15 protein-coding genes are annotated in these 16529 nt (G+C 67.2%); 5 read left to right on the top strand and 10 right to left on the bottom strand.

The window, feature by feature from the left end; all coding sequences use genetic code 11:
* Window positions 1-53: 53 nt before the first annotated feature.
* The gene (locus F5544_RS04845) at window positions 54-992 is read right to left on the bottom strand and encodes an esterase/lipase family protein (protein WP_167472054.1); all 939 of its coding nucleotides are present in this window, start codon (window positions 990-992) and stop codon (window positions 54-56) included.
* 1 nt (window position 993) lies between these two features.
* A complete protein-coding gene (locus tag F5544_RS04840) occupies window positions 994-2001 on the bottom strand; it encodes an alpha/beta hydrolase (RefSeq protein ID WP_167472053.1) in 1008 nt (335 codons plus the stop codon).
* A 215-nt stretch (window positions 2002-2216) separates the two neighbouring features.
* Here F5544_RS04840 and F5544_RS04835 point away from each other — a divergent pair, with 215 nt between their 5' ends.
* Complete coding sequence (locus tag F5544_RS04835) at window positions 2217-3473, top strand: lycopene cyclase family protein (protein WP_167472052.1); 1257 nt, start codon at window positions 2217-2219, stop codon at window positions 3471-3473.
* Here the strand turns inward: F5544_RS04835 and F5544_RS04830 are convergent.
* The 3 genes from F5544_RS04830 to F5544_RS04820 are packed head-to-tail and all read right to left on the bottom strand — an operon-like array spanning window position 3378 to window position 6074.
* A complete protein-coding gene (locus F5544_RS04830; RefSeq protein WP_342760411.1) occupies window positions 3378-4244 on the bottom strand; it encodes an ABC transporter permease in 867 nt (288 codons plus the stop codon). The two genes, F5544_RS04835 and F5544_RS04830, sit on opposite strands and share 96 nt — an antisense overlap.
* Window positions 4241-5059: an ABC transporter permease gene (locus F5544_RS04825; RefSeq protein ID WP_167472051.1), complete on the bottom strand. Its 819-nt coding sequence runs from the start codon at window positions 5057-5059 to the stop codon at window positions 4241-4243. The genes F5544_RS04830 and F5544_RS04825 overlap by 4 nt, the downstream gene beginning before the upstream one ends.
* A 31-nt stretch (window positions 5060-5090) precedes the next feature.
* Window positions 5091-6074: an ATP-binding cassette domain-containing protein gene (locus F5544_RS04820; protein ID WP_167472050.1), complete on the bottom strand. Its 984-nt coding sequence runs from the start codon at window positions 6072-6074 to the stop codon at window positions 5091-5093.
* A gap of 340 nt (window positions 6075-6414) precedes the next feature.
* Between F5544_RS04820 and F5544_RS04815 the strand changes: the two genes are divergently transcribed.
* A complete protein-coding gene (locus F5544_RS04815) occupies window positions 6415-7935 on the top strand; it encodes an aldehyde dehydrogenase family protein (protein WP_167478992.1) in 1521 nt (506 codons plus the stop codon).
* A gap of 33 nt (window positions 7936-7968) precedes the next feature.
* Here F5544_RS04815 and F5544_RS04810 read toward each other — a convergent pair whose 3' ends face one another.
* On the bottom strand, window positions 7969-8901 hold the full coding sequence (locus F5544_RS04810; protein WP_167472049.1) for a zinc-binding dehydrogenase: 933 nt from the start codon (window positions 8899-8901) through the stop codon (window positions 7969-7971).
* A 92-nt stretch (window positions 8902-8993) separates the two neighbouring features.
* Between F5544_RS04810 and F5544_RS04805 the strand changes: the two genes are divergently transcribed.
* Window positions 8994-9362, top strand: coding sequence for a winged helix-turn-helix transcriptional regulator (locus F5544_RS04805; protein WP_167472048.1), 369 nt, complete (start codon window positions 8994-8996; stop codon window positions 9360-9362).
* Here the strand turns inward: F5544_RS04805 and F5544_RS04800 are convergent.
* The gene (locus F5544_RS04800) at window positions 9359-10384 is read right to left on the bottom strand and encodes an SDR family oxidoreductase (protein WP_167472047.1); all 1026 of its coding nucleotides are present in this window, start codon (window positions 10382-10384) and stop codon (window positions 9359-9361) included. The genes F5544_RS04805 and F5544_RS04800 overlap by 4 nt on opposite strands.
* A gap of 54 nt (window positions 10385-10438) precedes the next feature.
* A complete protein-coding gene (locus tag F5544_RS04795; RefSeq protein WP_167472046.1) occupies window positions 10439-11242 on the bottom strand; it encodes an enoyl-CoA hydratase in 804 nt (267 codons plus the stop codon).
* A gap of 129 nt (window positions 11243-11371) precedes the next feature.
* On the opposite strand from F5544_RS04795, the gene F5544_RS04790 reads away from it, so the two are divergent.
* Together F5544_RS04790 and F5544_RS04785 are read left to right on the top strand one after the other, a co-directional pair.
* Entirely contained in the window at window positions 11372-12595 is a 1224-nt protein-coding gene (locus tag F5544_RS04790; protein WP_167472045.1) for a TetR/AcrR family transcriptional regulator, read from the top strand.
* Window positions 12596-12740: 145 nt separating this feature from the next.
* A complete protein-coding gene (locus F5544_RS04785) occupies window positions 12741-13943 on the top strand; it encodes an MFS transporter (protein ID WP_167472044.1) in 1203 nt (400 codons plus the stop codon).
* Between the two features lie 19 nt (window positions 13944-13962).
* Here F5544_RS04785 and F5544_RS04780 read toward each other — a convergent pair whose 3' ends face one another.
* Window positions 13963-15213: an Nramp family divalent metal transporter gene (locus F5544_RS04780; RefSeq protein WP_428847118.1), complete on the bottom strand. Its 1251-nt coding sequence runs from the start codon at window positions 15211-15213 to the stop codon at window positions 13963-13965.
* 107 nt (window positions 15214-15320) lie between these two features.
* Window positions 15321-16346, bottom strand: a complete 1026-nt coding sequence (locus F5544_RS04775; protein ID WP_167478990.1) for an alpha/beta hydrolase — start codon at window positions 16344-16346, stop codon at window positions 15321-15323.
* Window positions 16347-16529: the final 183 nt, after the last annotated feature.

Below are 16529 nucleotides of genomic sequence, written 5' to 3'. Positions count from 1 at the left end.
TCGGTCCGGCCGATCGACTCCGCTCGATCGGCCGGACGAGCCGGGCCGCATGGTCAGCAGGGGAGATTGCGGCCCTCGCCACCCAGCGCATCGAGCACTAGGGCGAGCGATCTTGGTTCGACGAGCAGGCTGGAGTGGGTCGCGGTGTCGGTGGGACACCCGTCCTGTATCCAGATATTGCGATCGGCCCCCTCGGCCGCGCTGAGCAGCGCGGTGTCGTTGGGCGTGATCACCTCGTCGGTGCGCGAGGCGATGGCGGTGTACCGGACGCCCGGTACCGTCTCACCGCCCGCATTGAGTGTGGTCAGAAAGGGCGAGCCGGGCAGCTGCTGCTGACCGGGCGCGCCGAAGACCTGCTGCGCGATCTGTGCATTGGACAGGCCGAGCGAGGCCAGATCCGGGTAGGCGTCACGCAGTCCGGCCCAGGTCGAGCCGCGGTACGGCGACCCGAGGGTGACCACGGCCGAGACCGAGGCCGCGCCGTTGGTTCGCAGGTATTGACGAATTATGGTGCCGCCGGTGGAATGCCCGACCAGCGCCACCCGCTGCGCGCCGGTCGTATCCAGCGCGGACTGCACCACCTTCGCCAGATCCCGCGCCATCGCCGGAATGTCGGCGACGCCGTAGATCGTGCGTCCGTTCAGCGCCGCGCCGATCGCCCCGAGGCCGGGCAGATTCGTTTTCCCGCTCGCCGCATCGGCCAGCGCGGGCGACTTCCCGATATCGGCGGCGAAGACACAGTATCCGGCCTGTGCGACGGCGGGGCCGAGCACGCCGAAGCTGCGTTCCACATCCGTGCCCGAACCATGCACCAGCACAACGGGTTCCGGATGTGCCGCGGAGGGACGGCAGGACATGTCGTTGACCCCGGCGGGTGCGCCCACGGCGCTCAGCACCGGCGCGGCGGCGCCGGCGGGCGCGAAGGCGAAGCCGAGCACGGCGGCCGACGCCATCAGCACGGCCAACCGGACGACCCGGTTACGGACACCCATCTCAAATCCCCAACGGAGCGGCAAGCACTGGCCAAGAGTTACGCAGTGCCTCATCCCAGTATCCCCACGAATGCGTGCCATCCGCTCGAATGTCGTATGTCGCCGGAATGCCCAGTTGATTCAGCCTGGTTTGCATATTGCGCGAGCAATAATTGGTTGCTGCCTCGATGGCGGAGCCCTTGGTCATCTGCGCGAGGAATCCGTCCGGCCCGGGCAGCGAATACTTCCCGTTGTACACGTCATATTTTCCGGGAAGGCCGCCGCCGCTGGAGATATAGATCGATTTGCCGCGCAGGCCCTCGGCCTGAACATAGGGATCGTTGGCCCGCCAGAGCGGGCTGCCGAACGGCCCGTACATATTCCGGAAATCCACCTCGCCGTATGCCCCGACCACCTTCAGCAGGTCCTCGCCGACCGGATCGCTGATCTGCGCGCAACCGCTGTACGCCGCGACGCTCTGATACAGGTTGCCGCTGGTCTCGGCCAAGGCGAGCGAGCTGGTGCCGGACATGGAGAAGCCCGCGACGGCGTTGCGGCCGTTCGTCCCGAGGTATTTATCGATGACGGGCGGCAGTTCGCTGGTCAGGAAGGTCCGCCACTTCTGGCGGCCCAGACGCGGGTCGTCGGTGACCCAGTCGGCGTAATAGCTCAGCATGCCGCCGACGGGGCTGACCACATTGATGTTCTTGTCCGCGAGAAACTGGAACACCTCGGTGGCGCTCTTCCAGGTGATGCCGTCCTCACCGCCCGCTGCGCCCTGCAACAGGTAGAGCACCGGGCGCGGCGCCGAATTGTCGGCCGGACGCTGGATATCTATCGGAATATCTTTGTCCATGGCGGCCGAATGCACCGTCACGGTGATCTTGCGCACGTCTTCCTGCTGCTGCACCGAAACGATCTTCGTTTCGGGCGCGGCATGCGCGTTTGCGGGCAACCCGAGCCCGACCACCGTAACTGCGCCCACCACGGCCGCCAACGCACCTGGCAACCGGAGGCGACGACCTCGCATGACTCCCCTTATAACCACCGACAAAACCAGGAACCCCGACGCTCCGGAGCCAGCTTAAGTTGGCGCACAACGGTTTTCACGACTGGAGTTGCAGGGCCAAGGGAATTCGGGGCACCGGGACCGGTAACGTATTTCGCACCGGAACAGATGGGACAAGCCCCCGCTTCCCGCGGGCCTGGTTGCGGCCGCCGCCCGATAACCGATTGAATGCCTACATGAGTGACGGCGCGGTCCGGGAAGTTGATCTGTGCGTGGTCGGACTCGGGCCGACCGGCCGGGCGCTGGCCCATCGCGCGCTGCTGGCCGGCCTGCGCGTCACCGTGATCGATCCGCGCCCGGACCGGCTGTGGCCGCCGACCTATTCGTGCTGGATCGACGAACTGCCGGATTGGCTGCCGCCCGGCGCGATCGCCACCCGCATCGCCGCGCCCACCGTGTGGACCGCGACCGAGCATCGCATCCAGCGCCCGTATTGCGTGCTCTCCAAAACCGGCCTGCGCGAAGCACTTCCGATCGACGACGCCACCGTGCACGCGGCGAGGGCGACCCGGGTCGACGCACACGAGGTGGAGCTCGCCGACGGCACGATCGTCCGCGCCGCAACGGTTTTCGACACCAGGGGGCTGCCCTCGCTCGGCCGGCGCCGGGCGGCCAGCGCGCACGGCATCTTCGTCGCGGCCGAGACCGCGGCGCCGATGGTCGCCGACGGCGAAGGGCTGCTGCTGGATTGGCGGCCGGAGAACGGCGCAGGCCCGGACGAGCCGCCGTCGTTCCTGTACGCGGTGCCGCTCGGCGACGGAACGGTGATCTTCGAGGAGACCAGCCTCGGCCTGCGCGGCGGTATGCCGCAGCACGAGTTGCGCAGGCGGACGCTGAATCGGCTCGCCGCGCACGGCATCCGGCTCACCGGGGACGAGCCGACCGAGGCCGCGCACTACCCGCTCGACCAGCGGCCGCCGAAAAAGGGTGTGGCCGAGGCCATCCCCTTCGGATCGCGGGGCGGCATGATGCATCCGTGCACCGGCTACAGCGTCGCCGATTCACTCGCGCTGGTGGACACCGCGATCGAGGCGGTGCGCACCGGCCGCGACCCCGTCGCCGAACTGTGGCCGTGGCAGGCGCGGCTGGTGTACTGGATGCGCATGCGCGGGCTGTGGGGCCTCGGCAGGCTCACCACCGACCAGTCCATCGCCATGTTCGAATCGTTCTTCAGCGCCGGGCCGCGCGGCCAGCGCGCCCTGCTGTCCGCGCACGACGATTACGCCGCGCTCGGCGGGGTGCTGGTGAACACCGTCGCCCACACCTGGCCGTTCCGGTGGCGCTACGACCTGGTCGGCTGGACCAACCGGAACCGCTGGGTGGGATACGACTTCGGCTCAGCCGCTGGTTTGCGCGGCGCGCTGATATCCGCGCACGGCCGGGTAGCCGAAGATGACGATCAGGCCAAGGGTCCAGGCGAGGGTTTTCAGTAGCGGCTCGGCGACCGGACCGCCGTAGGACAACCCGCGCATCGCCTCGACGGCGCAACTCATCGGCTGGTTCGCCACGGTGGTCTGCAGCCAGGGTGGATAGGCGCCGACCGGCACGAAGCCGGTGTTGAAGAACATCAGCAGCGTGGTGACGTTGCCGATGATGCTCACCACCAGGATGCCCTCGGTCACCGTCGCGATGGCCGTGACGAAGACGGCGAAACCCAGACCGAACAGGACCGGGATGCAGATCAATCCGAGTGCGGCCAGCGGACCCTGATCGAAGCGGAAACCGATCAGCAGGCCGACGAGGATCACGAACAACGTGGTGATCAGGACCCGAACCATCTCGGCGAGCAGCCGACCGGTCAAACCGGCGGCCCGGTGCGTCGGCATGGTCCAGAAGCGACCGAGCAGCCCGGTCATCTTCTCGCCCTTGAACCCGAGCGCACTGACCATCGAACCGGCCATCGCCGCGATCAACGCGCTCATCGGGACCTGGCCGTAGACGGCCGGCAGCCCGGTGGCGTTCTTGATGGCGTGGCTGAGCACGATGTTGAACATCAGCAACGCGAATCCGGGGTACGCCAGCGTTTGAATGGTGGTCGCCGGATCGCGGGACCAACCGATCAGCAGTCGCTTGCACTGGATCAGGCTGTGCACGGCCCACGTGCGCAGCGCCCGCTCGGATTGCGGACCCGCGTCGGGAAGCTGTGCCCGGCGGTCGATTTCGCCGCTCGCCGCGTGGTCCATGGTCGCTTCGACAGTATTCATGAACGCCTCACGCTCGCCCAGATCGCCAGCGGGGTGAATACGAGCGCGAGCCCGATCACCCAAACCAGCGGAACCCGCAATACATCCCAGGTCACCCCGTTCGCCGCCATATCGCGCAGCGCGAACGAGAACTGGGAGATCGGCTGATTGCGCACGAACGGCCGAGTCCATTCCGGGAAGTTGCGTTCCGGAACGAATCCGCAGGAGAACATGCCGAGGATCAGCGTCGGAATGTTCAGCGCCTGGCTCAGCGATTCCGGACTCTTGGTCAGGCTGCCCAACCCGTCGGCGCCGAGCGACAGCACCGTGCCGACCGCGAGTGCGAAGACGCAGAACAGAATGGCCTGCCCCCAACCGGCGACGAAGCGGAAGCCGATGACATGGCCGAAGGCGAGCGCCGCCGTCAACGAAACGCTCGAGCGGACGAATCCGGCCGCGATCCGCGAGGTCAACGGGACCAGCTTCCCGATCGGCATGGTTTGTAGCCGGGCGTTGAACCCGGTCATCGTCTCGAAGGCCGCCATCTGCGCATTCGACATCATCGTGAACGCCAGCGTCTGCAGCACGATGATCGGCATGACGTACTGCGCGTAGTCGACGCCCTGGACCTTCATCACGAACCGCAGCGGCAGATAGAAACCGACGGTGAACACCAGCGGTGTGATGACCGCGGCCGCCAGCTCACCCTTGGCCATGGTCCGGACGATGCGTGCGGTCAACGCGCGCCATTGATCGAAGGAGGACGGTCGAGCGACCGGCAGGTCGGCGAACAGCGCCTCGGTGGTGCTGATGTGTTCGACGGTAGGCGCGCTCATGCTCGCACCCCGCGATTGTTGATTCGCTCTCTCACGCGTGCCCGCCCGAATGCCCGGTGATGGATAGGAACACGTCGTCCAGTGACGGGCGGCGCAGCGCGATATCGGCTAGTTCGATACCGGCCGAGTCCAGCCTGCGCAGCGCCTCGGTGAGCGTGGCCGCGCCCTCCGGCGCCGGGATGGAAAGCCGGTCGCCGCCGTCGATTTCGCTGAGCACCCGCCCCGGCACCAGATCGCCCAGCGCGCTCGCCGCGATGCGCAGCTGCTTGGGGTCGAGCGGGACCACCTCACAGTAGCTGCCGCCGGTCTTGGCCTTCAGTTCGTCGGCGGTGCCCTCGGCGATCACCGTGCCCTTATCGATGACGATGATGTTGTCGCTGAGCACATCGGCCTCTTCGAGGTACTGGGTGGTCAGCAGCACCGTGATGCCCTGTGATTTCAGCGCGGTCACCAGATCCCACACGCCCTGGCGGCTGCGCGGGTCGAGACCGGTGGTCGGCTCGTCGAGGAATACCACCTCCGGGCGCACGACCAGGCCGCAGGCGATGTCGACGCGGCGGCGCATACCGCCCGAATAGTGGCGCACCGCACGGCGTCCCGCGCTCACCAGATCGAACTCCTCGAGCAGGATGTCGGCCCGCTTGCGCGCCGCGGACTTGGTGAGGCCCATCAGCCTGCCGAACAGCTCCAGGTTCTCCCGGCCGGACAGGTTCTCGTCGAGCGCGGCGTACTGACCCGTCATCATGATCGAACGGCGCACCCCGGCCGGATCCCGCAGCACGTCGTGCCCGGCGACGACGGCGCTGCCCGAATCCGGGCGCAGCAGCGTCGAGAGGATCTTCACCGTTGTGGTCTTGCCCGCGCCGTTGGGTCCGAGGATGCCGAGGACGCTCGCCCGCGCGGCGGTGAAGCTGACGCCCTGCAATGCGTGCACGTCGCCGAACGACTTGTGTATGTCGTCGACAATGACCGCGAAATCGCCTGCAGGCGAAACAGCTTGGTTCAAGCTCGGCATCAACTCTCCACATTCGGCCCGGGTGCGGCGACGTCGGTCGCCGAGCGCACGCATGATTTTCGTTTCCCCGGTAGGTGATCCGCAGCGCTCGGGGCGATGTTACCGGTTTGCACGGTTCTTCGCGGGCGCGCGCGTGGTACCCAATCGGGCGGCTGTTAATTGTGTCGTTACTCACACCCGACGGGGTCGTGCGAGTCGGCGCTGGTCGGCCGCCCACGGGCAGTGCAAGGGCGGCGATGGTGCCTTGTCGGGCTGCCTTACCGACCATAGTCTGCTAATCGGGGGATCCCAGAACTCACCGGTGGCCGTCGTCCGGCTTTCGAAACTGCGAGAGGTGACCATGGCCGAGTCCGCGCAGCCACAGGTGGCAGCGCATACGGGAGGAACTGGCCGACCGAATGTGCTCACCTCGTACGATCCGCGCACGGGCGAGATCGTCGGCAATTATGCGGTGATGAACGCGGGCGAGGTCAACCGGACCGTGCGCGCCGCGCGCTCCGCCGAAAAGTGGTGGGCCGAGCTGGGTTTCGGCACCCGCAGGCGCTGGCTGCTCGATTGGAAGCGCAGCATCGCAAGGCGGACAGGTGAATTGGTGGAGATCCTGTGCGAGGAGACCGGAAAGCCGGAGGCGGACGCGGCGATCGAGGTGATGCTGGCCGTCGAGAATCTGGACTGGGCGGCCCGTAACGCGGGGCGCGCGTTGGACCGGCGCAAGCTCGGCTCCACCTGGCTCACCCGCAATCAGCGTGCGTCCGTTGGCTATCTGCCGCTCGGCGTGGTCGGCGTGCTCGGCCCGTGGAACAATCCGGTTTTCACACCGATGGGTTCGATCGCCTACGCCATGGCCGCGGGCAATGCGGTGGTCTTCAAGCCCAGCGAGCTCACCACCGGTGTCGGGGTGTGGCTGGCCGAGAGCTGGACCAGGCTCGCACCGAATCAACCTGTGCTGCAAGTAGTTACCGGCGATTCCGGAACCGCGGCGGCGCTGTGCCGGGCGCGGGTGGACAAAATCGCCTATGCCGGACTCGATGCCGGGGCGCGCGAGGTGATCGCCTGGTGCGCGCAAACCATGACGCCGGTAGTGGTCGAACGAAACGGCAAGGGCACCATGGTTGTTCACGTCGACGCCAAACTCGAGGAGGCGGCCGAGGCCGCGGTGTTCGGCGCGATGGCCAATGCCGGACAGAACCCGACCGGTATTCAACGTGCCTACGTGGCGAATTCGGTGTATGAGCACTTCTTGGAACTGGTCATCGATCAGGCGCGTCAGCTGCGACCGGGTGCGGACCGAAAAGCCTCCTACGGACCGATGATTCTGGAATCTCAGGTGGACGTGGTGCGCAAACAGGTGCGCGACGCCATCGCGCGCGGCGGCAAAGCCGTTGTCGGCGGCCTCGATTCGATCCGCGACCCGTATATCGAGCCGATCGTGCTCGCCGAGGTGCCGGAGGAGAGCCTCGCGATCACCGGCGAGGCCATCGGCCCGGTGCTCATCGTGAACCGGGTCGCCGACATCGATGAGGCGGTGCGCCGGATCAACGCGGTCGGAAACGGCGATGCCGTCTCGGTTTTCACCAGGGATGTGCACAGCGTGGAGGCGGTCGCCGAACAGCTGCGGGTGGGTGTGGTGACGATCAATTCCTCCACCGCGTACCTCGGCATCCCGGCGCTGCCGTTCGGCGGTGTCGGCGAATACGGACAGGGCCACCATCACGGCGAGCAAGGGCTGCGCGAGTTCAGCCGCACGCTGGCCATCGCCCGCAAGCGCTACCGCGCCCCGGTGAACCTGTCCACCTTCGACCGGCATCCGCGTCATCTGCGCATGGCGCGCACCATCTTCCGGCTGCGGCACGGGCGCTGACGGAATCCGTCTCCAGCGGGTATTCGAGCCGCACTACGGCGCTTCGATGGTCAGGACGGCGTTGCCGCGGATCCTGCGCCGGTTCAGGTCGGTCAGCGTCTCCGCCGTCGCGGCCCAGTCGGCGACCCTACCCAGTTCGGGGTGCAGGCCGCCGTCGGCCACCAGTTCGACGAGGGTGCGCAGGTCTTCGGCGTCGGTGGTGTCGGCGACCCAGTGCGGGAAGTGCTTCAGCGTGAACGGCGTCGCCGACATGAGCTCGAAGAAGTCGAGCCGCACCGGTTCCAGGCTCGCCTGCCCGAACCACAGCACCAGACCGCCCGGTGCGAGCTTCCGGATCGCCTCGGAAAAGACTTCGCCGCCAACCGATTCCATGATCACGTCGTACCGGTCGGTGTCGGCGGCGATATCGGTGATCACCCGCGCGCCGAATTCGGCGAGGCGGCTGCCCCGTTCGGCATCGGCGACCACCGCCGTCACCGATGCGCCTGCGGCCGTGAGCAATTCGACCAGGTAGTGGCCGACACCGCCGGACGCGCCGGTGAGCAGCACCCGGGCGCCACGCGGCGCATCGATATGCCGCAGCAGCCGCAGCGCGGTGAGCCCGGCCAGCGGAAGTGCGGCGGCCACCTCATTCGGCACCGCATCCGGCAGTTCGGTGAGCGCGTCGGTGGCGACCGCGACGAGTTCGGCCCAGCCGCCGCCCGCGGCGTGGGCGACCACCCTGGCGCCGACCGCGGGCCCGGACCCGTCGGCCGCCGCGACCACCACCCGGCCGACGACATCCTGGCCGGGCACCACACCCGGTGCGGTCGGCGTGCCGTAAACACCGGTGAGGGCAAGGATCTCGCCGCGATTCACCGAGAACGCCTCGACCCGGATCAACGCCGCATCGGCCGCCGCCACCGGCTCGGGCACGTCGGCCAGGCCCACCAGGATCTCATTACCGGTTGCTACCAGGGCTTTCATCTGGACTCCCCTATCGTCGTCCCAACGGGAACGACATTAAGAGCGTTGGTATCCAGATGTAAGAAGGCAGTAATTAGTGGTATAGGTACCTCGTGGATACCAACGCACCATATGACGTTTTCAATCTGAACTGCCCGTCGCGTGCGATCTTCGACCGGCTCGGTGAGCGCTGGACGGGTCTGGTGCTGCTGGCCCTCGACCCCGGGCCGCGCCGGTTCTCCGAACTGCGCAGGCAGGTGCAGGGCATCACGCAGAAGATGCTCACCCAGACGCTGCGCGGGCTGGAGCGCGACGGAATCGTCGAGCGCAGGGTGTTCCCCACCGTGCCGGTGACCGTCGAATACGAGCTCACCGCGCTCGGGCGCAGCCTGTGCACGGCGATCGACGGCCTGCGCGCGTGGGCCGTCGCGCACATCGATGAAATCTCAGCGGCCAGAGCCGAATACGAGCGCGCGGGTTAAACCCAGTTCTCGATCCAGTACTTCCAGATCAGCGCGGCGTACGCGGCCAGCGGCGGCACCTTGATATCGGTGCCCGCGAGCGCCGCGGTGGTGTTGCGGCAGTCGAACCAGCAGGTGAATTCGCTGTGCTCCAACACATCCAGCGGCACACCTACCCTGGGCAGCACCCAGCCCGCGCCCGGAAATCGCAGCACCATGTCGAGCGTGCGCTTGGGCATCACCTCGACCAGATGCGGTGCGCCCGCCTCGTCGGCGAACAGGTTCAGCGCCTCGACCGCGCTGTGTCTGCGCGGATCCACCAGATGGTAGGTCATCTCGGTCGAACCCGGCTGGTGCGCAATGTGATCCAGCGCCCGCGCGACGAAATCGACCGGCACCATATTGGTTTCGCCGAGTCGCGGCACCAGCACGGGCAGGATGCGCGGCAATTGCGCGCCCATCCGCAGCAGCCGGAAGAAGTAGTAGGGGCCGTCGATCCGGTCGATCTCGCCGGTGCGCGAATGCCCGATCACGATGGACGGCCGGTAGATCCGCCACGGCAGCGCGGCGGCGCGCACGATCCGCTCCGCCTCGAATTTCGCCCGCTGATACGGCGTCGCCAGCAGCTGGCCGCGGTCGAACATGCTCTCGGTGAACAGCCCCTCCGCCGAGCCCGCCACCTCGACCGTCGAAACATGGTGCAGCATTCCGGCTTTCAGATCCTCGGCGACGTCGACGACATGCCGGGTGCCGCCACCGCTGTCAGTCGTGTCGTAGCCGGCGGCCAGGTGGAATACGTGGTCGATGGTCCCGCGCCGGGCGGCCAGCCACTCCGGATCGATGCCGAGTCCGGGCGCGCCGAGATCACCGCGCACCGGGCGCACCCGGTCACCGGCGGCCCACTCGTGCGCACAACAGGCGAACCGGTCGGCCGACTCCGCGCCGGGACGGACCAGGACGTGGATATCGCCCTGCCGTTTCAGCAGCTCGGGGATGAGGAACCGACCGATGAACCCAGTCGCTCCGGTAACCAGGTAAGCCATAGCCAAATAACATATCTTGCGGCACCGGCTCGGATGTGCCCGGGATCACATGACTCAGTCGGCGAAGACCGGCTTGCGTTTGGTGAGCATCGCGGTCGCGCCCTCGATGAAGTCCGGCGACTGCAAAAGCTCTGTCTGCCCGGACTTTTCGGTGGCCAGCGCCTGGTCGAGCGCGCCGAGGGTGGCCCGGTTCAGCGCCCGCTTGGTGAGCTCGATGGCGCGGCGCGGGCCGTTCGCGAGCTTGGCGGCCGCCGCCTCGACCTTGGCATCGAGCTCCTCTGCGGGCACCACGGCGGTGAACAGTCCGGCCTGTTTGGCGGCGGGCGCGGGCAGCCGCTCGCCGAGCAGCGCCATTTCCGCCGCCAGCGGGCGACCCGCCGCGGCCGCGACCATGGCCGCCGCGCCGCCGTCGGGCATCAGGCCGATATTGATGAAGGCGAGCAGCAGGTAGGCGTCATCGCTGGCATAGACCAGGTCGGCGGCCAGCGCGATGCCGACGCCGACGCCGGCGGCCGCGCCCCGCAGCCGGGCGATCACCGGAACCGGAACGTCCACAATGGATTTCACCACCCGGTTGGCCGCGTCCATCACCATGTCGGAGGTGATGCCGCGGGCCGCCTCGCCGGGGCTGGCCGCCAGGTCCGCGCCGGTGCAGAAGTCGCCGCCCGCCCCGGTCAGTACGATGACCCGCACCGCGCGGTCCTGCGCCGCGGCCAGGAAGGCGTCGCCGAGGCCGATCATCGTGTCGTAATCGATGGCGTTCTTGCGCTTCGGGTTGGTCAGGGTGATCCGCAGCACCTTGCCGTCCTGGACGGCGGAGAAATTCGCGCGGCGCTGCGCGGAATCGTCGTTGCTCATCTGTGCTCCTGGTGTGCGAATCGGCGGGCGCGACGCCCTGAATGATGGTTAACTTTGCGAATTGTGGTTAACTTAGGTTGATTTGTCCGGCGCTGTCAACAGGCGCGCCGCGGGAGAACGGAGAGCTACATGGTCGCGGAACGCAGCGAGGTCGACCTCGCTCCGGCGCGGCCTGAGGTGGTGCGGCGGCGCCCGAAGGATCGCAAGGTCCAGATCATCCGGGCCGCCGCGCGCGCGTTCAGCGAACGCGGGTACTACCCGGTCGGCGTCGACGAGATCGCCGCCGAGGTCGGCATCTCGGGCCCGGCGCTGTATCGGCATTTCACCAATAAGTACGCGCTGCTCGTCGCCTGCGCGGAAGAAGGGGCGAAACATCTCGTCGATGTCGCGCACCGGGCCGACGATCCGGCGCTCGAACCGGAGCAGCGACTGGACGCCCTGATCAGAGCGATCGGCGAGCACACCATCGAGATCCGCCGCGAGGCAGGGCTGTACCGCTGGGAGCGGCGCTACCTGGAACCCGACGACCGGGCCCGCATCCGCAAAATCTACGACGAACTCAATGCCGCACTGGCCGAACCGATTTCGCAGCTGCGCCCGCAATCGCCGCCGGAGGATGTCGCGATGCTGGCCGCCGCGGTGCTCAGCGTGCTCGCCAGCATCTCCGCCCACCGCACCGCGCTGTCCGGTTCCCGGCTGCTGCCGCTGCTGCGGGATATGTCGTGGTCGCTGCTGCGGGCCGACCTGCCGCCCGCACCCACCCGGCCGGACGGCGGCCCGGCGACCCGCGGCCTGCCGATCACCTCGAAACGCGAACAGCTGCTCACCGAGGCCATCCGCATCTTCGGCAGACAGGGCTATCACGAGGCCAGCATCGAGGAAATCGGCGCGGCCGTCGGCATCAACGCCTCCAGCGTCTACCGCTATTTCACCAGCAAATCGGATCTGCTCGCCGCCGCCTTCCACCGCACCGGCGACCGGGTCGCCATCGCCATCACCGAGGCGCTGGCCGAGGCGACCAGCCGCGCCGACGCCGTCTCCCGCATCGCCGAACGCCAGGCCCGCCTGACCTTCTCGATGCCCGAGATCATGCCCGTCTACTACGCGGAATTCAGCAACCTGCCCGCCGCCGAACAACACCGGCTGCGCGCCATCCAGCGCCAGAACGTACTGGAATGGGCCAACCTACTCGACGGCGACCCGATCGAAGCGCGCTTCCGCGTGCACGCGGCGATCGGCCAGGTCATCGACGTGGGGCGATTGATCAAATTCGATTCGCGTCCGGAACAGATCGCGCGGCTGCATACGCTGATGCTCGCGGTGTTGCTGGGGTCGGGCGAGTCGCCCTCCTAGCGGGCAGCCCTGTGCCACACGGCATCTTGCACTCAGATCCGGCCGCTTTCATCGGATGATTCCTCGTCGCGGTGCGGCCGAACTCGATTAGGATCGGCGAAAACCGGTTGTGCTCGGCGGATCTCGCCGGGTCTGGGGGGCCGCGATGCGAGATCGTAGGTACGTCAGGAACTTTCGACTGCTGGTTATCGGGCTGGTTACCAGCATGGTCGGTGATTCGTTGATGCTGCTGGTATTCGGCATCTGGGTGCAGTCGCTCACCGGATCCAGCAGCGCGGCGGGACTGGTGATCGCCGTGATGGCCACACAGGCGGTCATCGCCGCCCTCGGCGGTTCGGTGATCGACCGATTCCGCCGGCGGCCCTTCCTGATCTGGACCTACCTGTTGTCGACGCTGATCGCGGCCCCGCTGTTCGCCGTGCACGACCGGGGCGACGTCTGGCTGATCTTCGTATCGGCCGCGCTGTACGGCCTGTCCATGGTCGTGGCCGGCTCCACGCTGAACGGCCTACTGCAGCAGCTGATTCCGGAGGCGGAACTGGCACGGACCAACGGCATGCTGCAGACGGTGAGGGAGGGATTGCGCCTGCTCGGACCGCTCGCCGGGGCGGGGCTGTTCGCGCTGATGGGCGGGGCCGTTGTCGGTGCGATCGATGCGATGACCTTCATTGTTGCCGCAGTGGCGATTTGGCTGATCCGGTTGGATGAACCCCGCCCGGAGCGCGGCGGCGGCAAATGGCTGGCCGAATTCGTCGCGGGGGCACGGTTCATCGGCACGGATGCGGGGCTGCGAGCCGTGGCATTCGGCGGCGCCGTCGGCTGGTGCGCCATCGGCATGATCGAATCCGTCGCCTATGCGATCATCGCGGGGCTCGGAAAACCGCCGGAGTTCATGGGCGTGATCTCGGTCGCGCAGGGTATCGGGGCAATACTCGGCGGTTTGGGCGCGGCGATCCTGATCGCTCGATACGGTGAATTGTCGGTGCTCGCAGCCGGTTTCGCGGCATTCGGAATCGGGGTCGTCGGCTGCGTAATCCGTTCGCTGCCGGTGGTGCTCGCGAGCAAGGCGGTGATCGGCGTGGGGATCACGCTCATCGCCGTCGGTATGTCGACTATCGTGCAGCGCCGGGTGCCCGCGCGGTTGATGGGCCGGACCTCCACCGCGCTCGAGCTCATGCACACCGTGCCGCAAACCAGCTCGATCACCGTGGGTGCCATCCTGATCCTCGTCATCGATTATCGGCTCGTGCTGCTCATGATGGGCATGATCGCCGCCGGGGCGACACTGCTGTTGTGGTCCAAACGCAAACTGACCGAGCGGATTCCGGCCGAGTCGACGGCTCGATAACGGAGATGCGCTTCGTCGGTCAGTGGCCGGTCAATGTCAGGTAGATCAGCAGGATGTTGAGTCCGGTAATGATGACAGCCACTATCCACGCGAAAAATGTTGTGACGCGGTGGTTTACGTCCGACCCCATCAGGCCGCGGTCGCTGGTGAACCGGACCAGCGGGATCAGTGCGAAGGGGATGCCGAAGGAGAGCACCACCTGGGAGACGATGAGTGCGCGGGTTGGGTCGAAGCCGATGGCGAGGATCGCGATGGCGGGGACGAGGGTTACCAAGCGGCGCAGCAGGATCGGGATCTGCCGGTGCAGCAGACCCTCCATGATCATCGCGCCCGCGTATGCGCCGACGGAGGTGGAGGCCAGGCCGGATGCGAGCAGTCCGACCGCCAAAAGCAGTGCGGCCGTTGGGCCGAGGGCGTCGCGGACGGCGGCGTGCGCGGCCTCGATGGTGTCGACATCGTCGCGGCCGCCGAAGGTGTGCGCGGCCATCAGCAGCATCGCCAGGTTGACGGTGCCCGCGATGACCATCGCAATGCCGACGTCGTATTTGTTGACCCGCAACAACTTTGCCCGCGCGACGCCGGGTTCCTGATGTCCGTGGCGGTCGCGGGCGAGTCCGGAGTGCAGGTAGATGGCGTGCGGCATCACGGTGGCACCGATCATGGCCGCGGCGAGCAGCACGCTTTGGGTGCCGTCGAAGCGCGGCAACAGGCCTGCCGCGGCATCGGCGATCGGGGGCGGCGAAATAACCAGGCTGGCAACGAATCCGACGGATATCACCGCGAGCAGGCCGATGATCACCCGCTCGAACGGCCGCTGTCCGCCGCGATTCTGCACCGCGAGCAGGCCCATCGAAACCACACCGGTGATCAGGCCGCCCACCACCAGCGGCAGGTGGAACAGCAGGTTCAATGCGATGGCACCGCCCACCACCTCGGCGAGATCGGTTGCCATCGCGGCCAATTCGGCCTGCGCCCAATAAGCCAGCCGCACCGGCCTTTTCGCGCGGTCACGCACCACCTCGGGCAGGGTGCGGCCGGTGACCAGGCCGAGTTTGGCCGAAAGGAACTGCACCTGCGCGGCCATGATGTTGGCCATCACGATCACCCAGACCAGCAGGTACCCGTACTGCGCACCGGCGCTCACATTGGATGCGACATTGCCGGGATCGACGTAGGCGATGGCCGCGACGAAGGCGGGCCCGAGCAGCACCGTCGCCGCCCGCGCCCGCTGTGACGCGGATCGAGCGCTGTCGGCCAAACTGGTACTCACCAATCGGATTTTACGGGTCTCCGAACTTTTTCGTTAGGGCGTGCGGTTGAGAAAGAGATCACCCCCGGTCGCAATGCGCGACCGGGGGTGATTCGAAAAATCGCCGCTTAGAGGCCGAGACCCTTGGCCAGGGTCGGCCAGGACTCCTGCAGCTCGTCGCGCCAGTAGCCCCACGAGTGGGTGCCGCTGGGCTGGAAGTTGAAGGTGGCCGGGATGCCCAGCTGGTTCAGCTTGTTCTGCAGGTTGCGGGTGCAGTAGTTGGTGCCGGCCTCGATCACACCGCCGATGAGCACCTGGTTCGCCAGGCCGTACGCACCGGGCAGCGCGTACTTGTTGTCGAGGGTGTCGTACGGGCCGGGGATGCCGTTGCCGGAGGAGATGTAGAGATCCGTCCCGCGCAGGCCCTCGGCGTGCACGTACGGGTCATTGGCCGCCCAATCCGGCGAGCCGACCGGGCCCCACATGTTGTCGGTGTCGCCGCCGCCCCACGTCTCGACCGTCAGCTTGACGAACCGCGAGCCGACCGGATCCGAGGTCTGCGCGCAACCCGAGTAAGCCGCGGCCGCCTTGAACAGGCCCGGCTTCGCGATCGGCAGCGCGAGCACGGTGGTGCCCGAGGTGGAAAGGCCCGCAATGGCATTCACGCCATTGGTGCCGAGCGCGCCGTCGACCAGCGGGGGCAGTTCCTCGGTGAAGAAGGTCTTCCACTTGTTGCGGCCCAGTACCGGGTCGTCCTTGATCCAGTCGGTGTAGTAGCTCCACTTGCCGCCGATCGGCTGGATCACGTTGACGTTTTTGTCCGAAAGGAACTGCAGCGCATCGGTCTTGGCCTGCCAGGAGGCGTCGTCCTGACCGCCGCCGGCGCCGTTGAGCAGATACAGCGACGGCCGCGGCACCGAGGCGTCGGCCGGGCGCTGGACGTCGATGATCACCTTCTGGTCCATCGCCGCCGAGTACACGTACAGCCGGATGTTCCGGTCGTCCTTGTACTCCGCCTTGGTGATCTTGGAACCGTCGGGCGCGGTCGGGTTGGCCAGCAGCGCCTTGCCAGTGATGATCGGGTCCGCCGCCAACGCGGGGGCTGCGCCGATTCCGGATATGACTCCCGCGAATACTGCGGTTGCCGCGATCATCGCCCCGGCTCGTGCGCCGCGGCGCCGGATGAGTCGACGCATAAAGTTCACACCTTCGCTTCGTATTCGGATTTCGACAAAGCCCCCGGAAGTTCGGGTCGGCGCCGAAACGCCTTGCCCGACCCTACGGCCTAATCAGTCGTTTCAAAAGGGGACATCGTTACCGTGCCGTTGTACTTCACG

Source organism: Nocardia arthritidis (genome assembly GCF_011801145.1).
In the GTDB taxonomy this organism is placed as follows: domain Bacteria; phylum Actinomycetota; class Actinomycetes; order Mycobacteriales; family Mycobacteriaceae; genus Nocardia; species Nocardia arthritidis_A.
This window is presented reverse-complemented; position numbering and strand designations above follow the sequence as displayed.